This window comes from Haloarcula sp. HT12 (assembly GCF_055271655.1).
In genome coordinates, this window is sequence record NZ_JBUXKW010000005.1 from 258,610 (window position 1) to 279,441 (window position 20,832).

Annotated in this window: 18 protein-coding genes; 14 read left to right on the plus strand and 4 right to left on the minus strand. The window is 63.6% G+C overall.

The window, feature by feature from the left end; all coding sequences use genetic code 11:
- The first annotated feature begins 23 nt into the window (after positions 1-23).
- The 4 genes from ACY9XZ_RS17715 to ACY9XZ_RS17730 all read left to right on the plus strand — a co-directional run bounded on the left by ACY9XZ_RS17715 (position 24) and on the right by ACY9XZ_RS17730 (position 4,093).
- Positions 24-383, plus strand: a complete 360-nt coding sequence (locus ACY9XZ_RS17715) for a DUF7344 domain-containing protein (protein WP_463458646.1) — start codon at positions 24-26, stop codon at positions 381-383.
- A 79-nt stretch (positions 384-462) separates the two neighbouring features.
- Positions 463-1,224: an aldo/keto reductase gene (locus ACY9XZ_RS17720; protein WP_463458345.1), complete on the plus strand. Its 762-nt coding sequence runs from the start codon at positions 463-465 to the stop codon at positions 1,222-1,224.
- Between the two features lie 142 nt (positions 1,225-1,366).
- Entirely contained in the window at positions 1,367-2,197 is an 831-nt protein-coding gene (gene choP3, locus ACY9XZ_RS17725; protein WP_463458346.1) for a cruxhalorhodopsin Chop3, read from the plus strand.
- Between the two features lie 39 nt (positions 2,198-2,236).
- Entirely contained in the window at positions 2,237-4,093 is a 1,857-nt protein-coding gene (locus ACY9XZ_RS17730; protein WP_463458347.1) for a cation:proton antiporter domain-containing protein, read from the plus strand.
- Between the two features lie 228 nt (positions 4,094-4,321).
- Here ACY9XZ_RS17730 and aspS read toward each other — a convergent pair whose 3' ends face one another.
- Positions 4,322-5,626, minus strand: a complete 1,305-nt coding sequence (gene aspS / locus ACY9XZ_RS17735) for an aspartate--tRNA(Asn) ligase (RefSeq protein ID WP_463458348.1) — start codon at positions 5,624-5,626, stop codon at positions 4,322-4,324.
- A gap of 341 nt (positions 5,627-5,967) precedes the next feature.
- On the opposite strand from aspS, the gene ACY9XZ_RS17740 reads away from it, so the two are divergent.
- The 3 genes from ACY9XZ_RS17740 to ACY9XZ_RS17750 all read left to right on the plus strand — a co-directional run bounded on the left by ACY9XZ_RS17740 (position 5,968) and on the right by ACY9XZ_RS17750 (position 9,257).
- Positions 5,968-6,459, plus strand: coding sequence for an Lrp/AsnC family transcriptional regulator (locus ACY9XZ_RS17740; protein WP_463458349.1), 492 nt, complete (start codon positions 5,968-5,970; stop codon positions 6,457-6,459).
- A 126-nt stretch (positions 6,460-6,585) separates the two neighbouring features.
- Positions 6,586-7,050 carry an NAD-binding protein gene (locus ACY9XZ_RS17745; RefSeq protein ID WP_463458350.1) on the plus strand — a complete coding sequence of 155 codons (465 nt, stop codon included), beginning with the start codon at positions 6,586-6,588 and terminating at the stop codon, positions 7,048-7,050.
- Positions 7,051-7,052: 2 nt separating this feature from the next.
- A complete protein-coding gene (locus ACY9XZ_RS17750; RefSeq protein ID WP_463458351.1) occupies positions 7,053-9,257 on the plus strand; it encodes an amino acid permease in 2,205 nt (734 codons plus the stop codon).
- Here the strand turns inward: ACY9XZ_RS17750 and ACY9XZ_RS17755 are convergent, their stop codons facing one another.
- Positions 9,258-9,971: a phosphoglycerol geranylgeranyltransferase gene (locus ACY9XZ_RS17755; RefSeq protein WP_463458352.1), complete on the minus strand. Its 714-nt coding sequence runs from the start codon at positions 9,969-9,971 to the stop codon at positions 9,258-9,260.
- A 151-nt stretch (positions 9,972-10,122) separates the two neighbouring features.
- On the opposite strand from ACY9XZ_RS17755, the gene ACY9XZ_RS17760 reads away from it, so the two are divergent.
- The 4 genes from ACY9XZ_RS17760 (at position 10,123) to ACY9XZ_RS17775 (ending at position 12,800) form a co-directional block, all read left to right on the plus strand.
- Positions 10,123-10,599, plus strand: coding sequence for a hypothetical protein (locus tag ACY9XZ_RS17760; protein ID WP_463458353.1), 477 nt, complete (start codon positions 10,123-10,125; stop codon positions 10,597-10,599).
- Positions 10,600-10,666: 67 nt separating this feature from the next.
- Positions 10,667-11,068 carry a Rieske (2Fe-2S) protein gene (locus ACY9XZ_RS17765; protein ID WP_463458647.1) on the plus strand — a complete coding sequence of 134 codons (402 nt, stop codon included), beginning with the start codon at positions 10,667-10,669 and terminating at the stop codon, positions 11,066-11,068.
- Positions 11,065-11,253 (plus strand): hypothetical protein, encoded by a 189-nt coding sequence (locus ACY9XZ_RS17770; RefSeq protein WP_463458354.1) that lies wholly within the window; start codon positions 11,065-11,067, stop codon positions 11,251-11,253. Before ACY9XZ_RS17765 ends, ACY9XZ_RS17770 begins: the two co-directional genes overlap by 4 nt.
- Before the next feature lie 164 nt (positions 11,254-11,417).
- Positions 11,418-12,800: an MEDS domain-containing protein gene (locus ACY9XZ_RS17775; RefSeq protein ID WP_463458355.1), complete on the plus strand. Its 1,383-nt coding sequence runs from the start codon at positions 11,418-11,420 to the stop codon at positions 12,798-12,800.
- A gap of 4 nt (positions 12,801-12,804) precedes the next feature.
- On the opposite strand, the gene ACY9XZ_RS17780 is transcribed toward ACY9XZ_RS17775, so the two are convergent.
- Entirely contained in the window at positions 12,805-16,932 is a 4,128-nt protein-coding gene (locus ACY9XZ_RS17780) for a DNA topoisomerase I (protein ID WP_463458356.1), read from the minus strand.
- Positions 16,933-17,171: 239 nt separating this feature from the next.
- On the opposite strand from ACY9XZ_RS17780, the gene ACY9XZ_RS17785 reads away from it, so the two are divergent.
- Together ACY9XZ_RS17785 and ACY9XZ_RS17790 are read left to right on the plus strand one after the other, a co-directional pair.
- Positions 17,172-17,717, plus strand: coding sequence for a hypothetical protein (locus tag ACY9XZ_RS17785; RefSeq protein ID WP_463458357.1), 546 nt, complete (start codon positions 17,172-17,174; stop codon positions 17,715-17,717).
- Positions 17,718-17,956: 239 nt separating this feature from the next.
- Complete coding sequence (locus ACY9XZ_RS17790; RefSeq protein WP_463458358.1) at positions 17,957-18,163, plus strand: hypothetical protein; 207 nt, start codon at positions 17,957-17,959, stop codon at positions 18,161-18,163.
- Between the two features lie 203 nt (positions 18,164-18,366).
- On the opposite strand, the gene gatB is transcribed toward ACY9XZ_RS17790, so the two are convergent.
- Positions 18,367-19,881, minus strand: coding sequence for an Asp-tRNA(Asn)/Glu-tRNA(Gln) amidotransferase subunit GatB (gene gatB / locus ACY9XZ_RS17795; RefSeq protein ID WP_463458359.1), 1,515 nt, complete (start codon positions 19,879-19,881; stop codon positions 18,367-18,369).
- Positions 19,882-20,010: 129 nt separating this feature from the next.
- On the opposite strand from gatB, the gene ACY9XZ_RS17800 reads away from it, so the two are divergent.
- Entirely contained in the window at positions 20,011-20,760 is a 750-nt protein-coding gene (locus tag ACY9XZ_RS17800; protein ID WP_463458360.1) for a DICT sensory domain-containing protein, read from the plus strand.
- The last annotated feature ends 72 nt before the right edge of the window (positions 20,761-20,832 follow it).

Consider the following 20,832-nt stretch of genomic DNA (forward strand, 5'->3'; position numbering starts at 1 on the left):
CTCGAAGTGACCAGTGGTGTGGGATGACGCCGTCGGACAGGACACTGTCTACAGCGGACGTAGACGATGTGTTCGAGGTTCTGTCCGATTGGCGACGGCGTGCGGTCTGTCGCTATTTCGCGAGCGATGACCGGACTACCGCCGATGTCGAGACGCTGGCAACAGTGATCTCGGATCAGGGTGGCGCGAGCACGGACGGTGTCACAGACACCTCACTGTCGACTATCCGAACACAGCTCGAAGAGGAGCACTTGCCGGTGCTCCACCGGATTGGACTCATCGACTACGACGAGCGAAGCGGCGCGGTGAAGTACTGGGGGTCGCCCACCGTCGAGAAGTGGGCTGATCACGCCCAGGCGGTCACGCGACGTACTGACTTCTAACCGACCGACGGGCCACACCTGGGGGGTGCGGGCCATCGGAGTCAGTACTGCTTTTTAATGGGGATCCGAACTCCGGACCATGGATCTCCCACCGGTCGGACTCGGCACGATGGGTATCGAGGACGAGGCTGTCGTTCGGACAGCGATCGACTGTGGCTACCGCCACCTCGACACCGCACAGATATACGACAACGAGAGCGTCGTAGGTGCAGGCATCGCCGGTGCCGACATCGACCGGGCCGATCTGACCGTCGCGACGAAACTCTGGATCGACGCGCTCGGGGCGACTGACGTCCGACCGGCGACAGAAGCGAGTCTTGACCGGCTCGGCCTCGATGCCGTCGATCTGCTGTACGTCCATCGCCCGCGCGGGGACTACGACCCCGAAACGACGCTGCCTGCTGTCGAGGCTGTCCGCGAGGCGGGACTGACCGAGCACGTCGGCCTTTCGAACTTCGAACCGGACCAGTTGGCCCTCGCGCGCGAGTACCTCGACTCGATTGCCGCACATCAGGTCGAGTTCCACCCGCTGTTCTGGCGCGAATCCCTGCTCACAGACGCCCAGACGCATGGCTACCCGCTGATCGCGTACTCACCTCTGGCCGGCGGTCGCGTGTTCGAGGAACCGACCATCGTTGAGATCGCAGACCAGCACGACACGTCCCCCGCTACGGTCAGCATCGCCTGGGTGACCAGCTACGACAACGTCGTCACGATTCCGAAGGCGTCCTCCCGGGCACATCTCGAAGCGAACCTCGCCGCCGCTGACCTCCAGTTGACCGACGCCGAGATCGCGCGCATCGAAGCTATCGACCGTGAGGAAGAACTGTTCCCGGAGTGAGTTCACCCTGGAGCAGGCGGCTGTCGCCCGCTACCCCGTTACTGTCCGAGAGCGGGTGCTGGTTTCCGAAATTCGAAAATAAACCGAATACCGATACCGTTTGGCTATGCGGTCTTAAGTGGGCCTTTCCTATATAGAATGTATGTCAGCTGCCAGTACCGCCGCAACGACACTACTTCAGGCGTCACAGTCCGAGGTGCTTCAGGAGATTCAGTCGAACTTCCTCCTGAATTCCTCGCTTTGGGTGAACATCGCGCTCGCGGGAGTCGTGATACTGCTGTTCGTCGCGATGGGTCGGGAACTGGAGTCGTCACGGGCGAAGCTCATCTGGGTCGCGACGATGCTCGTTCCGCTGGTATCGATTTCCAGCTACGCCGGACTGGCCTCTGGCCTCACCGTCGGCTTCCTGCAGATGCCGCCGGGCCACGCCCTTGCAGGCCAGGAGGTCCTGTCACCGTGGGGTCGCTACCTGACGTGGACGTTCTCGACACCGATGATTCTCCTAGCATTGGGGCTGCTGGCTGACACCGATATGGCGTCGCTGTTCACCGCCATCACGATGGATATCGGGATGTGCGTGACCGGCCTCGCCGCCGCGCTCATCACCTCCTCGCACCTGCTGCGCTGGGTGTTCTACGGCATCAGCTGCGCGTTCTTCGTCGCAGTGCTGTACGTCCTGCTCGTCGAGTGGCCGGCCGACGCTGAAGCCGCCGGGACGAGCGAGATATTCGGGACGCTCAAGCTGCTGACCGTGGTGCTGTGGCTCGGCTACCCGATTCTGTGGGCACTGGGCTCGGAAGGCGTCGCGCTCCTGAGTGTCGGCGTCACCTCGTGGGGCTACTCCGGCCTCGACATCCTCGCGAAGTACGTCTTCGCGTTCCTGCTCCTGCGCTGGGTAGCCGCCAACGAAGGCACTGTCTCCCAGGCCGGAATGAGCCTCGGCTCCGGCGGCGCTACGCCCGCAGACGACTGAGAACCGCCATACGGCCAAACCACCACTTTCCACTTTACCGTGTCGGCACCACTCCTCCCGACGATTGCCGGAATATTGCTGCTGGGGATCGGCGCACAGCTGTTAGCGCGCCGCCTCAGAGTCCCCAGCGTCCTGTTTCTGATACTGATCGGCCTTCTGCTGGGCGGCGAGGGACTGGGACTGGTTACACTGGAGACGTTCGGCGACGGGCTGTCGACAGTCGTCGGGCTTAGCGTCGCGATTATCGTCTTCGACGGCGCGTTCGCGCTCCGGACAAAGCGGCTGCTGGATGCCTCCTCGACGACGCTTCGACTGGTGACTGTCGGAGCGGTCATCACGTTCCTCGGGACGATGCTCGCAGTCCGTGGCCTCCTGGGTGCGAGCTGGCCCCTCTCGGCGCTCGTCGGTGCGCTGCTCGTCGCTACCGGGCCGACCGTGGTAACGCCGATCCTCGAAGTTGTCCCGGTCCGCGAACACGTCGCGACGGCGCTCGAAGGCGAGGGGATTATCAACGACGTGACCGCCGCTATCGCCGCCGTCGTCATCTACGAGACGTTGGTGCTCGGCGACGAGAACATCGCCTCGGGCCTCACGGCGTTCGTGGTTCGGTTCAGCACCGGCGTCGGCGCCGGCCTGCTGGCGGCGGTTGTCATCTACCTGCTGGTGACGAGTGACGTCGCACCGGGCGACGCGCCGCAGACCTCGCGGTTTCTGACGCTGAGCGGGGCCATCGGCTCGTTCGCCCTGGCGGAGCTGGTGGCCGCCGAGGCCGGCATCGCCGCCGCCGCGACGGCCGGCATCCTCCTCGGGAACGCGGACCTGCCACACCGCGAAACGATGGAGGAGTTCGGCAGGGACGCGACGCTCATCGTCCTGTCGTTCGTCTTCATCTCGCTGGCGGCGCTCATCGATATCGAGGCCATCCTCGCGCTCGGCGTGCGGGGCTTTCTCGTCGTCCTCGTTGTCGCGCTGGTCATCCGGCCGGTCGTGGTCGCGATCGCGACGGCCGGCAACGAGCGCGTGACAACCGGCGAACGCCTGTTCATGTCTGCAGTCGCGCCCAGAGGAATTGTCCCGGCCAGCGTGGCGACGCTGTTCGCCATCGAGCTGACGGTCGAGGGCGACCCGATGGCGGCACAGACACTGATCGGTGCCGTCTTTGTTGTTATCTTCGCGACCGTCGTCGTCGAGGCCGGGCTGGCGAGACAGATTGCGGATAGACTCGGAGTGATACCAATGCCGACTATCATCGTCGGGGGCGGCCGGGTCGGCCGGTCGCTCGCGCAACGACTGGAGAACAGAGGCGAGCACGTCATCATTATCGAAGACCACGACGACCGGTTAGCACAGGCCCGCGACGCCGGGTTCACCGTCCACGCCGGTGACGGAACCGAAGTATCGGTTCTCCGCGAGGCCGGTGCCGACGACGCCAAGACGGTCGTGGCGGCGACAGCAGACGACAACGACAATCTGCTCGTCTGCCAGCTGGCCGATTCGAAGTTCGGCGTCGAGAACATCTACGCCCGCGTCAACAAGCCGGAGAACGTCGCCGCGTTCGAATCGCTCGACGTGACCGCCATCGACGCACCGATGGCGACGGCCGTGACTATCGACAACGAAATCGAGCGACCGGCGCTCGCCCACTGGATGAACGAACTCGGCGACGGCCACGATGTCCAGGAGATCGAGGTGACGGCCGGCGACCTCGTCGGGAAGTCGATAGAGGAGCTCAACACCGTCCTCCCGGACGGCTGCATCGTCGCCACCGTCGGCCGAAACGGTGACTCCAACGTTCCCCACGCCGACGACAAACTCCGGCAGGGAGACCACGTCACGTTCATCGGCGACGCGACGGCGGTCACGGAAGCGGTGCAACGGTTCCACCCACACGACTGACGGCGCGACGGGGAGAGCCGCTTCCTGTCCAGCGGGACTCACTCATTTCGTCCCGCTGGCTCTCAGGTCTTCGCCGCTCGCGGGGCGTTTCTCCCCGCTCGCTTCACCGAGGTTCTTCGCTGGGGTCAGAGCCTCGCTTCCTACGGAGAAAGTCGCTGCCGATCTTGCGGGAACACCGTCACTTCGCTCCGTTCGTGACGAGCTCCCGCTCGACGGTTGCGCCGTCGCCTATGGCGACAGGCGCTGTCGGTCTCGCGGGAACAGCACCGCCTCGCGGATGTTCTCCAGCCCGAGCATCGTCATGATGAGGCGCTCGCCGCCCAGTCCCCAGCCGGCGTGGGGCGGCATACCGTACTTGAACATCTTGGTATAGTACTCGAAGGCCTCCGGGTCCAGGCCCTGCTGTTCGAACCCTTCGACGAGGTGGTCGAAGCGGTGTTCACGCTGGCCGCCAGAAACCAGTTCCATCGACGGGTGCATCATGTCGAAGCCGGTCGAGACCTCCGCGTCGTCGTCGTGGTCCTTGATGTAGAACGGCTTAATCTCACTCGGCCAGTCGGTGATGAAGTAGTGCTCGCCGACTTCCTGCCCGAGGACGTGCTCGGCCTCCGTCGAGAGGTCGTCGCCCCACACCAGCGGCTCGTCGAGTTCGCCGGTGGCGTTGATGCGGTCCAGGGCTTCCTCGTAGGTGAGCCGCGGGAAGTCGCCCTCCGGAGCGGCGAACTCGTCTTCGAGACCGAGCGCTTCGAGCTGGTCACCGCAGTTCTCGGCGACGCCCTCGTAGGCGGACTTGACGACGTGCTCGCAGGCGTCCATCGCCTCGGTGTGGTCGTAGAAGGCCGACTCGAAGTCGATGGAGGTGGCTTCGTTGAGGTGCCGCGGCGTGTTGTGTTCCTCGGCGCGGAAGATCGGCCCGATCTCGAAGACGCGTTCGAGGCCGGAACCGACCATCAGCTGCTTGAACAGCTGCGGGCTCTGGTTCATGAACGCTTCCTGTCCGAAGTAGGTGATGGGGAACAGCTCAGTGCCGCCCTCGGTCCCCGTGGCGACGATCTTCGGCGTGTTGATCTCCGTGCAGTTGAGCTCGCGGAACGCCTCGCGGACCGAGCGGAGGACTTCCGCGCGGATCTCGAAGATTGCCTTCACCTCGTCCTTGCGGAGGTCGAGCGTGCGGTTGTCGAGGCGGGTCGGCAGTTCGGCGTCGACCTTGCCCGACGGGTCAAGCGGCAGTTCGGGGTCGGCTTCCGAAATCACGTCGACAGATTCGGGCGTGACTTCGACGCCCGTCGGTGCGCGGGGCTCTTCCTCGACATCGCCCGTGACGGAGATGACCGATTCGCGCTGGACGTTCAGCCCCGTTTCCACGAGGTCGTCGTCCATCTCGTCTTTCTCGAACTTGACCTGTATCTTTCCGGTGGTATCTCGAAGAATGAGGAAGGCGATGCCACCGAGGTCTCGAATCTCGTGGACCCAGCCGGCGACGGTGACCGTGTCACCCGGCGTCGCGTCCGCCGTGTATGTTCGGTTTTCCATGGGGGTTGGTTCTTGTGGGCGTAACTTAAGGACATTCTTTCGAAGCGAGGGGCGCGAACGTAGTGAGTGGCCCTCGGTATCGCGAATGGTGAACGAAATGAGCCGTGAGCAGCGAGGTGGCGAGCGTAGCGAGTCACCTCGATGTGGCGAACGGTGAACGAAATGGGCCGTGAGCAGCGAAGTGGCGAGCGTAGCGAGTCACCTCGATGTGGCGAACGGCGAACGAAGTGAGCCGTGAGCCGCGAGGGGCACGACCAGTGAGCGGGGAACGCGACGAATAGACATCCGGACCGAATCCCACATCCTGAACCTTTGTACTGACTGCCGTCAAAACACTCGGTATGGCCGATCCGGAGTACCCCATCGACGACCTGGACAGGAACATCATCTATGCGCTCCAGCAGGACGCGAGACACACCTCGGCGAGTGAGATCGCCGAATCGCTGGACGTCTCCGCGCGGACCGTCCGGAATCGAATCAACAAGCTCGAAGAGGCCGGCGTCATCGCCGGCTACGATGTCGACGTGGATTACGAGGCCGCGGGCTATCAGCTACACACACTCATCGTCTGTACCGCACCCATCCACGAGCGTGAGGAGATCGCACAGCGGGCGCTCGACGTGTCCGGCGTCGTCGCCATCCGGGAGGTCATGACCGGGGCTGATAACGTCCACGTCGAGGTGGTCGGTACCGACGGAAACGATCTGAGCCGCATCGGCAGGGACCTCAACGACGTCGGACTGGAGGTCGTCGATGAAGACCTCATCCGCAACGAGTACACCCGGCCGTTCCACCAGTTCGGGCATACCGATCCCGATGCAGAGACTAAGTAATTAAATTTCCGGATATTGATTATATATGTATATAGATCCGGAATCGGAACTGTAGCCTAGACATTTATCGGTTACCGGAATCAATTGGTTCGTATCGGCCGGATACGTCCGGCTTCCACGAACCATATGATCTCTCTTACAGGACTCCGCGAACGGGTGGACGACGACGTGGACCCGCCGTCGGTACTGGTCATCAGCGACCGCCACGTCGGGTCTGCGGTAGTAACGACGTTCAGTCGAGACGCCGATGCCTGTCTCGTCACCGACCACGACGGCGTTGCCGGGCAAGTACCCGACGACACCCGCGTGGTAGTCGGTGACGGGCGAAAACGTGCTGTTCTCCGAGACGCCGGGGCCGAAACGACCGACATCGCCCTGGTTTCGATGCAGACGGACCACGGTGCCTTCCTTGTGACACAGCTGCTTCGGACGCAGTTCGATGTCGAAACCGTGGTCGTCGTGCTCAACGACCCACAGCATCGGTCGGCGTTCGAGTCAGTCGCCACGGAAGTGATCTGTAGTTCGCAGGTCCTGGCGACGGAACTGGAACGCGCTGTCGAAACGACACTCCAGATGCCCGAAACCGCGTAACTATGGCCAAGGACCTGGAACGCGACCTCGGACTGCTGTCAGTGGTAGCGATATCCATCGGTGCGATGGTCGGCAGCGGCATCTTCATTTTGCCGGCGCTGGCGGTGAAAGACGCCGGGGCCGGTATCATCGCCGCCTACCTCCTCGCGGGCGTGCTCGTGCTCCCGGCCGCGCTCAGCAAGGCCGAGATGGCGACCGCCATGCCGGAGGCCGGCGGCACGTACGTCTACATCGAGCGGTCGATGGGGCCGCTGCTGGGCACCGTTTCGGGACTCGGAACGTGGTTCTCCCTCTCGTTCAAGGGTGCGCTCGCGCTCGTCGGCGGCGTGCCGTATCTCGTCCTTCTGTTCGATCTGCCGATTCGCCCGGTTGCGATCACGCTTGCGGCCGTCCTCATCCTCGTCAACATCCTCGGCGCGGAACAGACCGGCCGGCTCCAGATCGGCATCGTCGCGGTGATGCTCGTGGCAATCGGCTGGTTCGTCGCCGGCGGCGGCCCGGCAGTCGACACCGCGAGCTACGGCGGGATGTGGGAGTACGGGGCGAGCGGCATCTTCGCCGCGACCGGCCTCGTGTTCGTCTCCTTCGCCGGCGTGACGAAGATCGCCTCTATCGCCGAGGAGGTCGAAGACCCGGATCGGGTCATCCCGCTCGGGATGCTCGGTTCGCTCGCGTTCACGACGCTGCTGTACGTCCTCGTCGTCGCCGTCGTCGTCGGCGTCATCCCGCTCGACCAGCTCGCCGGGAGCACGACGCCGATTGCGGATGCGGCCGAGGCGACGCTCGGTACCGCCGGCGTCGCGGCCGTCGTTCTCGCGGCGATTCTGGCGCTGGTCAGCACGGCCAACGCCGGCATCCTCTCCTCGTCTCGCTACCCGTTCGCGATGAGCCGCGACGGGCTCGCACCCGAACTGTTCAGCACGGTCAGCGACCGGTTCGGGACGCCGGTGACCGCGATCACGCTGACCGGCGGCGTCATGCTGCTGCTCATCCTCTTCGTTCCGATTCTGGAGATCGCGAAGCTCGCGAGCGCGTTCAAGATACTCGTGTTCGCGCTCATCAACGTCGCGCTCATCGGCTTCCGGGAGAGCGACGCCCCGGATTACGACCCCTCCTTCGAGGTGCCGCTGTACCCCTGGACGCCGATATTCGGTACCATAACTGGATTCGCCCTGCTGACGCAGATGGGGCTGATCGCGATGGTCGGAGCCGTCGGCATCGTCGTTGCCAGCCTCCTCTGGTATCTGGGGTACGTCCGACCGCGGGTCACCAGGGAAGGAGCGATCAAAGAGTCCGTCCGCCGGAGCATCGGCGACCGCGCCCTCGACCAGACCGAAGAGTGTCTCGACAAGACGGCAGAGGCCTCCGTGCTTGTCGCGCTCCCTGAAGGCTCCTCGCGACAGAGCGAAGCGACACTGCTGGAAGTCGGAGCCGCGCTCTCGCCTGACGACAGCCGTCTCTCCGTCGTCCAGTTCGACGAAGTCCCCGATCAGCAGCCACTCGATTACGCCTCCGGCGTGCAGTCGCCCGACGACCTCGAATTCGAGTCCCGGACCGATACGCTGGCGGCCGAGTTCGACGTCCCCGTCGAGTACGGCGAACTCGTCAGCCACCATCCAGAGCGGGCCGTCGCCAATGCCGTCGAGGAGCGGGACATCGACGTGCTCCTGGTGGAACGGGGTGCGTCGTTCGAAGACTCGCTGCTGGGCGACAGCATCGACCGCATCCGAAAGCAGACCGACTGTGACACCATCGCCGTCGATGCACAGCCCCTCGAAGCGCTGGAAACTATCACCCTCGTCACGACCCGCGGCCCGTACGACCCGCTGAAAGTCCGCGTCGGCAACGCCGTTGCGACGGAGACCGGGGCCGACCTCCAGTTCCTCTACCCGCTTGACGACCGGCAGTCGTCCGAGGAACGGACGCAGCTCGAAGCGTACCACGACGACCTGCTGGACCTCTGTGACGTGCCGACGGAGCAAACGTTTGTCGCCCGAGCCGACCTTTCGGCTGCGATAGACGCGGCTGACAGCGACAGCAGCCTCCTGATACACGCGAACGACGGCGGGCTTTCGGCCCGCACGTCAGACGACGCTGGGACCGCACAGTCGGCAATCGAGGACAGCGATCACGCGTCGATGGAAGTGGACACAAAAACGCATCCCGGCGGCGTGGTCGGTCGACTGCTCGAACGGCTGGCGTTCTAACTACTTGACTGTCGCCGTCGCGTCTTTCGCGCCTTTCACCGTCTCCCGCACCGCGTCGACGCCCTCGTCGTGGACGAGGTCGCCGACGACGATGGTGTCCGCGTACTGCGCCATGGTTCGGGCGGACTCGTAGTCGTGGATGCCGCCGCCGTAAAACAGCGTGGCCTCGTCGAGGATGTCCGCTGCGGCGGCGACGATGTCGGTGTCGCCGAGCATCCCCGAGTACTCCACGTAGACGATCTCCTGGCCCAGCAGGTGTTCGGCGGCCTCGGCGTAGGCGGCCACGTCGTCCGCATCGAGGTCACAGTTGGCCTGCGTGTAGGACGCCACCGACGCCTCGGGGTTCATCACGATGTAGGCCTCGGTGAAGGTCCGCGACCAGTCGATATCGTCGTCCATGCGTATCCACTCCTTGTGCGCGCCGGTGATCCAGGCCACGTCGCCGGCGTTCATCACGACCGGGATGAGATAGCCGTCGTGGCGGTCGCTGTGGACGACGGACGCGGGGTTGGACGGCTCGATATACACGGGGATGTCGTGTTTCCCGCAGGCGTCGACGACCCGCTTCATCTTCTCCTCTGTCATGCCTGTCGTCCCGCCGACTTCGATGGCGTCGGTCCCCGTCGCCGCGACGTCTTCGAACGTCTCTCCGTCGACCAGCGTCTTGTCGGGGTCTATCTTCACGATGTGGTCCCAGTCCGCCCAGTCGCTCATACCTGCCAGACTTTCGCGTGGCCGTATAACCGCTTCGGATACGCCGATGACAGCGGACCACGCTGGTACTCCTGCCCACCCCCGGCTGGCGCCGGCTCCGGGTATATACATCTCCGAAGATTTATGATGGCTATGTTACAACCGTCAGACAATGACCGCGGACAAGCGCCGGTACGTTGTCACCGCCATCCGGGCCGTGCTCGTCCTCACGGGCGTTGTCGTGACGGTGGCCGTGCTGTACTCCTTTTCGACGATGCCGACAGCGTCACCGTCCGGCGACGGCTTCGTCCGCGGACTCTCGTATCTGTTCGGCAGCGTCTTCTTCGTCCTCGCTCTGGGCGGTGCCGGACTCGGCATCGCCTTGCCATCGCTGCTGGGGGCTGAGGACACGCTAGCGTTCGACCGCTGGCAACGCCGCTGTCTCAAGGGCGCTGGCGGCCTCTTCGTCGGCGGGTTCGTCGTCGGCCTGGTGACGGGACTGCTCACGGAGTTGCAACTCGGCCTCCTCCTGTGGCTCGTCGCCATCGTCCTGGCCGTGTTCGTCGTCAGTTGCGTGGTTGTCTGGCGACTGTTCGAGGTGTTCGTCACGGCGCTGGTCCGCCTCATCGCCGCGGAGACCGGCGAGTGACGTTCACGGTCGCTGTTCGATGCGCCACACGATAACGCTGATACCGGGGGCAGCCCAATACGCCGCCGTGCAGCGACTTACGACAGTCGAGACGGTCCACGGGGACGGGTCGTGGCTCTTCACCGCCGAAGACGCCTACGGCGACCTAGAAGAGATCGTTCTCGTTCCCTGCGAGGACGGCGTCGAGGCATGGGTGAACCGATGTACGCACGAGGCACAGCGGTTCGACACCGGGCGGGGCGTCCCGATGCGTGGCGACCAACTCATCTGCCCCCGACACGGCTCCCTGTTCGACGCCTGCGACGGCGGCTGCGACAACGGCGACGCCGCCGGAACGACGCTCCCCGGCGTCGAAATATCCGAGACCCACGGCGACGTGTTCCTTACGGACGACGACTACACGTTCGCCCACGAGGGCGGTATCGATGACGATGACGGGCCAAGCTCCACGTCTCACCTCCAGCTGTGACCACTGGCCACAGCATCGACCGGGACCGACTGCGGGCCGGCGTCGTCGAGTGCCCGCTCTGTGAGCGCCAGATTCCTGAGCCGGTCACACACGCAGTCGTCTACGGTCGAGTCGACGAGATAACCGCTGAAACTGCCGAAGCGGTTGAATGTCCGGTGTGTGGTGGTGTCACGTTTATCGGGTGACTACACTGCTGTCGCTGCGTGGGATCTGATAGAAAACATAGAAATCTGACAGTTACTGCCGAAGTGAGTTCCGCAAATCGAATGAGTACGGCCGATATAGCAAGCGCCTTAGAGGGTATCTCTAATCCCGAAGAATAAGGCCGCTTCACTGCGTAGTGACAGGTATGTCAGAGTCTACGGCGAGCGAACCTGACGCCTCGGACTCGGCCCCGGCTGACAGGCGTCAGCAGCTCCGGACTCAGCTTGCTACGACTGAGCTGCCTCGCCACCTCGCTCTGTTTTACCGGACCCACGCCGAGCAGCTGCGCGTCATCACAACGTACGTCGCCCGCGGTCTCCAGCGGAATGAACGGGTGGTTTACATCGCCGATGACAACGATACGGAGACGATTGCGGTCGCACTCGCCGACGCCGGACTCGACGTTGATGCGCTACGAGCCGACGGACAGCTGGTTCTGATGGACGCTGACGGAATCTATTCGAGCGGGCTGTTCGATCCCAAGGAAACCGTCGACGAGTTCCGCAGTCTGGCGGCTGATGCTGTCGCCGACGGATACGCCGGACTCCACGTGGCCGGTGAGAACAGTTGGTCATTCGGTCTCGACTGCAGTTTCGACGATGTTATCGAGTTCGAACACCGCTTTGATGAGACCTGCCCGGAACTGCCAGTCACGGCGCTGTGCCAGTACAGCCTGGAACAGTTTGCCGACGAGAATCTGGGCCAGGCGCTGCAGACACACGAGGCCGTCATTTACCGCGAAACGCTCTGTACAAACCCGTACTACACTCCGCCAGAGGAGGCAATCGAGAGCGGTGCGCCGCTTTCGAACGCGGCGCTTCTCCTGGAGCAAACCCGCGATATCCACCAATTCCGCGATGACGTAGAGCGTCGGGAAGAACGGCTCTCCGTCGTCAATCGCGTCCTCCGGCACAATCTCCGGAACGAAGTTAACGTCATCAGCGGCCGGTTAGAGTGGCTCGAAGAACAGGGTCTGTTCGATGAAGCGGCGACAGATCACCTCGACGCCATCGCTTCGGCGGCGGAACGCCTGTCTACGCTTTCCGAGAACGCAAGACACGTCGACCGGACGCTCGGTGACCGCGAACCGGAGCCGGCAAACCTGAACGCCGTCGTCGAGGCTGGCGTCACCGATGCCGTCCGCGAATACGCTGACCTCTCCGTCGCTATCGACGCTGGGCCACCGGATGCCACTGCCGCCGATGCGACCATCCAAACGAGCGTCCGGGAAGTCCTTGCGTGCGCTGCGACCAATCTCTCCGGCCCGACAGTCGATGTCCGGATCGGGGCTGACGACCAGTACGAGACGGCCACCGTCGAAGTTGTTGCCGACGAAGGGTTCGTCTCAGAGGCGACCAAAACCGCGTTTGACAACGATAGTGAGCGCTCGCTGGCACACGCGAGCACTCTCCGATTGTGGGTCGCCCAGTGGACCGTCCAGAGCATGAACGGGCGACTCGAATTCGGCGGGTCGACGCCAGCGGACCGCGTTCGCCTCACCGTTCCGACCATCGAAAACCGGCGGTGACTGCTCAGGCTTCCAGTTCGTCCTGCCACTCCCGGACCTGCGTGGCGCTGACGCCCTGCACCTCGGTGGCGACGATGTCGGGGTCGGCCTCACGGAGCGCCGTCAGCGAGTCGACGCCAGCGTCGCCGAGCTTTTCCGCGGTCGCCGAGCCGATGCCGCTCAGGTCTTCGAGGTCCTCGACGGCGGTACGGGCCTGGTACTCCTCGTAGTTGCAGATGGGACAGCCCAGTTCCCAGGGGTCGTCGCTGTCGGCGTCGATGACCAGCTCCGGCAGGTCGTGTTCCTCGCAAAAGGCCTCGGTGACCGAGATGTCGCCGTTGCGGGGTAGCGGCAACGAGTAGTCACACTCGGGGTAGCGCGTACAGCCGACGAGCCGGGAGCCCGAGCGGAGGTGTTTGATGGCCAGTTCGCCACCCGCTGCTTCGCCGCCGTCGCCTCGTTGCTCCTCCGGAGCAACGCCACACTCCGGACACGGCCCGATGACCTCGTCCTCGCTCTCGTCGGCCTTCTCGGCCTCACAGCGGGGACAGCCGTGGACGAAGGTGTCCCGGCCGGCGAGCATCTTCACGTGGTGCATGTCGTGTTCCTCGCAGTGGTCTTCGAGCACCTGCGGCTCGCCCGTCGAGGGCAGCGGGAGCGTGTTGCGGCACTCGGGGAAGCCGTCACAGCCGACGAAGTACGACCCCTGGCGCGAGCGCCGGACCAGCATGTCCTCGCCGCACTTGGGACAGGGACCGAGCGTCTTGTCGGCTTTCAGCGACTCCTGGAGGTGCTCGCCGATCTCCTCGCGGGAATCGCGTAGTTCGTCGAACACCCGCTTGAGCATCTCGCGGGACTCGTCGGCCACCTCGTCGAGCGTCGCCTCGCCGTTGGCGATGGCGGTCATATCGGCTTCTAGCTGGGCGGTCATCTCGTCGCTGACGACGTGGTCGGCGAACTCCTCGGCGGCTTCGACCACGGCCATCGCCAGCGTCGTCGGCCGGGGCGGGTCGCCCTCGATGTAGCCGCGGTCGTACAGCTTCTCGATGGAGTTGTGGCGGGTTGAGTTGTGAACTACTGCACCGCCATTGACGGCGAAGTTTGGCGCGTTCTCGCTGACAGTGAGGTCGTACACCGGACCGTCGTACTCGCGGCGCTCGACATCTTCAACGGTGACCGACGACGGTTCGCCGCGGAGTGTCGCGTATACGGACCCTTCGAAATCGGCTGCAACATACTGAACAGTTCTGTTCTCGTCTAGACTTCGATTGCTCCCCTCAATTTGTTTTTCGACGTGACCGCTCTCGCGCAGTTCGCGGAGATACTTGTTTACGCTGCCCCGGGTGACGCCGAGAGTCTGGGCGAGCGCGGCACTCGTCTTCGGCTCCTGCCGAATCGCTTCCAGTAGCTCCGCTTTCCTCGTAGTTACGTCGTACACGTCGAGCGCGTCAAGTCCTCGATAGAACTTCTCGTCAGACGCAATGGGTATTCTATCGAGGAACTGCTCGAGGTTCCGCCGCCCCCGAATGTGGAGTTTGTGTTGGTCGGGGGCCAGTTTCGTTTCAATACCCATCTCCGCGAGCATTTCTCCAACGCCTGTCAGAAGCGCGTGGTCCGTGTTTGAAATAAAGGCCTTCCCTTCTCGGGAAATGTGACCCTCATCGTCGAACAGTGCACCAACGAACGCTGGCCGAACTGCGTCCGGAAGCACCGGCGTTCCGTTCTCAGTTACGGCCTCCAACACGAACACGAGGACACGCCCGACCGCTGATGGAACATCGACCTGATACTTTCGCTTGTGATGTGACTCTCGTCCCGGACGGTCGGTGACAGTCGGCTCGATATCGAATAGTCGTTCAATATCCCGAGCGAATCGCTCTATCAATGCCTCATCCGTGTTGTGATACCGCACGTCGACGACGTTCTCGTCGTCGTTGCGGTGTATCGAGCCGTCACCCAAGAGGCAGCCAATGACCCGCGCCAGTTCCGGTGACCACTCCAAGGGGAATGGATTCTCGAAGCTCGTCTCGTAATTCAGCCCGTGAATTCTGTCCGGCCTGATATCCAACTCGCCGAGCAACCAGACGGGGACATCCTTTTCACCGCGTTCGTATTTGCCAACCGCAGAGCCGTAGGAACCGTATCGCTCGGCAAACGCAGTCTGGCTCTCGTCACGCGCCGCTCGTTGTGCCGCGAGTTCTGCTCCGCAATCGACGCCGTAGAGCTTCGAGTGCTTGTCGCAGTCCGCAGCGAACGTCTCCCACGAAAGCACCGTTTCGTCGGATGGTTCGACCATCGTGTCCGGCGGTCTACGAGCCGCGACGAGGTCGGTTCCCGCCTCGATATCCGACGCTGGACGGACTGTGACTTCGCCGTCCTGCCGGATGTACATCGGATGGTCGTCGGTAACTGTAACCGCTCCGCGACTGGTTTCGATTGTTCGAACGCTCTCATCGTCTCTCAACGGCCGCTCACTGACGAGCGTTGATGCCTGTTCGGAGACACGTTCAGTCGCTTCGTCAAGCGAAAGGACCGTCGGTGTCTCCTTACTGACCGCAATATCTGTGTCTCCGTCAGCGAGGACTACCTGTCCGTCGCTAAAGAGCGAGTCGACTGTCTGTCGCTCGATATCTCCGTTTTCAGACCTGACAAGTACGTCACTGTCCGCTGTGAGGCATTTCGTCCCCAGCCCTTTGTCCTCCATCGTCTGGATGAGCCGGGACTGGCCGTAGCGGCGAGGCGGCTGGGTCTGTTTGGCCTCCATCCGCACCTCGGAGATAGCCAGCTCCTCGCCCTCTTCGACGTCGGGGACGTGGTTCTCGCTGGCGCTGGAGTAGGGGTACACCTCGTGGTAGCCTGGTTCGACCAGGCGCTTGCCGTTGGCCTTCAGCGAGCGGCCGCCGGCGTCGGCGACGACGCGGAGGTGCTCCCACGTGGCGGCCTCGGCGACCGTCGCGAAGAACCGCCGGACGACCAGTTCGTAGATCTCCCACTCGTCGTCGGAGAGATCGACCTTCGGCGGAATCTCACCCGTCGGGTGGATCGGCGGGTGGTCGGTGGTCTCCTCGTCGCCTTCGGTGGCGGTGATGTCCTCTTGCTCCAGCAGCGCCTCGGCGTCCTCCCCGAAATGGCCGGCCCCAACGAACTCATCGAGCAGCGCGTCCTCTTCGAGATCGTCCGGATAGACCGTGTTGTCCGTTCGCGGGTAGGTGATGTAACCGGTGGTGTACAGCTCCTCGGCGATTGACATCGCCTGTTGGGCGGAATAGCCCAGCGAACTCGCGGCGGAAATGAAAGCGGTGGTGTTGAACGGCGTCGGCGGGCTATCGGTGCGGGTCCGACGGCGGACGCTCGTCACCGTCGCCGCGTCGACGCTCGTCAGGTCGGCGTACGCGTCGTCAGCGTCGTCTTCGACCCACACCCGTTCGGCCTCTTTCCCGTCATCGTCGTAGAAGTACTGGGCCTCGAAGCCCGAGCCGTTCTTCTGGAGGTCGGCGAAGATCTCCCAGTAGTCCTCGGGGTCGAAGGCCTGGATCTCGCGCTCGCGGTCGACGATGAGTTTCAGCGTCGGCGACTGGACCCGGCCCACGGAGATGAAGTCGTCACCGAGCTGGCGGGCCGACAGCGAGAGGAAGCGAGTGAGTGCCGCGCCCCACACCAGATCGATAATCTGGCGAGCCTCGCCGGCGGCCGCGAGGTCGAAGTCGATGTCGTCCGGGTTGGCGAAGGCGTCCCGGACCTCCCGTTCGGTGATCGAGGAGAAGCGGACGCGGTCGACGGGCGCGTCTGTCTCCTCGCGGATGAGTTCGTAGGCCTCCTTGCCGATGAGTTCCCCCTCGCGGTCGTAGTCCGTCGCGATAGTGGCCTCGTCGGCCTCACGGGCCAGTTGCTTCAGCGTCGTGACGATGTTCTCCTGGGTCGGCTCCTTCGTCACGTCGGCGTCGATGAGTTCGACCGGCTCGACGTCCCGCCAGTCGTTGTACTCCTCGGGGAAATCGACGCCGACGACGTGCCCGGAGAGGCCGACGACGCGGGTGTTCCCCCACCGATAGACGTTGACGCCGTTCTGCCGGTTCGCGGAGGCGCTCCCCTCGGAGAGGATCTCCGCGATGCGGCGAGCGGCGTTGTCCTTCTCGGTGATAATCAGCCGCATCGGACACCACCTGTTGCTGTCATTACCCGTCGGTACGGAGTCAACTGTTCTAAAGGCTTTCGGGAAAATCAGGCGACAGCGCGGGTGTGCGGGCGCTTGCGGGGCCGCTCGCGCTCGCGCGGAAGTAGCCCCTTACAACTCCGGTACCAGTTTTACCACTCTGATATCAGTTCCGCCCCGTGTCCCGGCGGCACGTATCACTTCGACGCACTCTTGCCGGTGACACTCCGACTGTCAGTATGGACCGCCGGACGACAAAGATACTCCGCGGCGTCGTTGCCGCGCTCGTGTTCGCGACGGCGGCGTTTCACCTCTGGTGGGGCCTCCCGCGAAGCATCATCTACGCACAGGCCATGAGCGGACTGTTAGGTCAGGGGCTTCCGCCGGATCCGCGTCCGTTCCTGTTTGTCGGCTTCGCCGCGCTGTTGCTCGCCGGGCCATACCTCGTCACTCGGGGCGTCATTGGCCTGCGTAACGCCTATATTGCCGGGACTGTCCTCATGATCGCCTCCATCGCCGGCTGGGTGTTCTGGCACGCCACCGGGCACGGAGCCTTCCTCGTCGAGGGGTTCTCCGCGCCATCCTCGGGCGGCAGCGGACACCACGGCGGGAGTACCGTCCTGCTGATACTGGATCATTTCAACACCGAACCGACCGAATCCGCTATCAAAACGCTCGAAACACTCGCTGCTGCGATCTTTGTGACGCTACTGTGGAAAGACCCCGCGATTATCCCGGACGAACGGCATGAGAACGTCGAGTCGAACGCGTCGACCGATTCGTAGCACGTAGCGTGGGACGGCCTCTCGCGTTAACCACTCCCGTAGAATTCAGGACCGAGTCGGCAAGGAAGCGGCGGTATCGTGACATTTATTATCAGTAGTATGTCTCTTGTTACAGGATGGAAACATCTATCCCGGACGTGATATGGGACACAGGGATGGACCGGGTGTTTGAGGCGTTGTTTACCCGTCGCCGTCGAATGATTCTATTCATGTTGAAACAACGGAGTCCACGGCCTATTGTGGACTTTCTGCCCAGAAGTGCTCAGGCCAGGAGTACTGAAACCGAACTCCGCCACGACGACTTGCCACGCCTGGCCAGTTTAGCGTACATCGACTGGGACAGAGATGCCGACGAAGTGTCACGGGGCGAACGGTTCGACGAGATCGAACCCGTGCTCGAACTGCTCGAAAACCACGCTGACGAACTGCCGGACGACTGGCCGTAGCGCCGACGGCAGCGGAGCAGACTCGCCCTCGCTCCTCTAGCTCTCCAGTTCCTCGCGCAGCAGTCCGTTCACGTCGCCGGGGCCGGCGCTCCCGCCGGTCTCGCTGTCACCTTTTTACTCGTTGGGTTCGCTCGCTGCGCTTGCGAACCACGCCTCGAAAAACGTGGGCGAAAATGTCGCTCGCTCCCAACGGTCGTTCGCGGTCAGTTTAGCTCTTCACGCAACAACCCGTTCACGTCGCCGGGGTCGGCGCTCCCGCCAGTCTTTTGCATGACCTGTCCCACCAGGAAGTTGAGCGCGCCGTCCTCGCCGCTGTGGTAGTCCTCGACGGCGTCAGGGTTCTCGTCGATGGCGTCCACAACGGCCTGCTGGACCTCGTCGCCGGAGGTCTTGCCCAGCCCCTCGCGGTCGACGATGGTGTCGGGGTCGTCGCCAGTGTCGAGCATCTCACGAAGCACGGTCTCGCGGGCGTTTTTCGCCGTGATCTCGTCCTCGGCGACGAGTTCGACGAGCCGGGACACCTCGTCGAAGCGGTCGTCGATGTCCGTAATTTCCATATCGCGGTAGTTCAGTTCGCCCAGCAGGTTGTCGGCGACCCACGTCGCGGCCAGGTCGGCGTCGAAGCGTTCGGCCACGTCCTCGAAGAAGTCCGCGACCTGCTTGGTGCTCGTGAGCTTCGAAGCGGCCTCCTCGCTGAGACCGTACTCCGCGACGAACCGCTCGCGGCGGGCGTCGGGCAGTTCCGGAATCGGGACCTCGTCCTTCCAGTGGCTGACCCGCAGCGGCGGCAGGTCGGCCTCCCGGAAGTAGCGGTAGTCTTTCTCCTCTTCTTTCGAGCGCATCGACACCGTGTTGCCGTGCGTCTCGTTGAAGTGGCGCGTCTCCTGCTCGACGGCGCGACCCGACTGGATGAGCTTCCGCTGGCGGGAAGCCTCGAAGGAGAGGGCCTGCTCCGCGCCCTTGTGGCTGGAGATGTTCTTGACCTCGGTGCGGTTGGCGTCTTCGAGTACGGACTCGTCTATGTCGCCGTCGTCGTCCACCTCGCTGGCCTCGACCATCGAGAGGTTCGCGTCGATGCGGAGGCTGCCGTCCCGCGTCGCGTCGAACACGCCCAGGTATTCCAGCACCTCTTCGAGCTTTTCGAGGAACGACCGGACCTCGCCCGGCGCGCGGAAGTCCGGCTCCGTGACGATCTCCATCAGCGGCGTCCCGGCGCGGTTGTAGTCGATGAGCGTGTAGTCCGCGCGCTCGATGGAGCAGGTCCGAGACTCAAGCGGACCGGACCCTTCGCGGACGTGCTTGATCGAGCCGGGGTCCTCTTCGAGGTGCGCCCGGCGGATGTCGACGCTGCGACGCTCGCTCTCGACGGAGAATTCCAGTTCCCCGTCCTGGCAGATGGGCGAGTCGTACTGGGTGATCTGGAAGTTCTTCGGGAGGTCGGGGTAGTAGTAGTTCTTCCGGTGGAACGTGGTTTCCTCGGGGATGTCGGCGTCGATGGCCTTGCCGACCTTCACGGCGGCCTCGACCGCGCCCTCGTTGACTACCGGGAGCGCGCCGGGTAGGCCGAGACACACCGGACAGGTGTGTGTGTTGGGCTCGGCGTCGGCCACGTCGGTCGAACAGCCACAGAAGATCTTCGTCTCCGTCTCGAGCTGGACGTGGACCTCCAGCCCGATAACGGCCGCGAGTTCGCGGGACTCGGACGCTTGCGCAGTCATTGTCCGGGGTTCGGTGGCGCGTGGCTAAAGGCTAACGACCCCATCCGCGGCTACTTGCCCGGCCAGTCCGATATTCAGCCCCGATAACGCCCCGTCAGTTTCAATACGGATAACCGAATGAGAGCCAGTGTGGCGCTCTCGGCGTTCATTGAGACGGTTCCGGTGCGTCAGAAGACGCTCACGGTGTTCAACGACGACGAACCCGAACCGCTGGTGCGGATGCTCGGACGGATGGTGGATTCGCCGGCGGTCGAGGTTCGCGAGGGCGAGCCGTCGGCAGAAAATCCGGAGAACGCCGTCGTCGTCGAGGACGCGGACGGCACGGAGCTGGCTGTATCGTCGATCAGCGAGGTCGGTGCGTCCGTGTTGCTCGTCAACTCTGACCTTTACGTCACTGGAACCCGATCTCTCGACGAAGTGGATACGCCGGCGGTGCTGCGGCATCTCGATGAGGTCCCCTTCACGGTGACGGGCAAGCAGAAGATGCTGCTCATCGAACTCTCCCGCTACGTCGAGTCGCTCGGGTGGCAAGCGGAACGTAACACACTCCATGCCGGGTTTCAGTACCTCTCCCGTATTGACGATGAGCACGGGACCCGGCGCGTGTACGACCGACTGGCCGACGGTGACACCGACGTTCACCTGTACGGCATCCCGAACCATGACTCCGAATTGCCCGGGGCCGCGACTGCCCATACCGAACCGAGTGACGAACTGCGGGAGTCCTGGTTCGTCGTCAACACGGACTGTGGGGCCGATATGAAAGGCGCCCTCCTCGCCGAGCGAACCGGCCCGAGCGAGTGGCGGGGCTGCTGGACCTTCGACGCCGACCGCGTCGACGAAATTTCGACGTACCTGCAGAACCGCTACTTGCCATGACCGTCCCGCGCGGTCCGCGCTTCGTTCTCCCTGGCGGTCCACGCGATGTATCAATCGGACTTCCAATGTCTG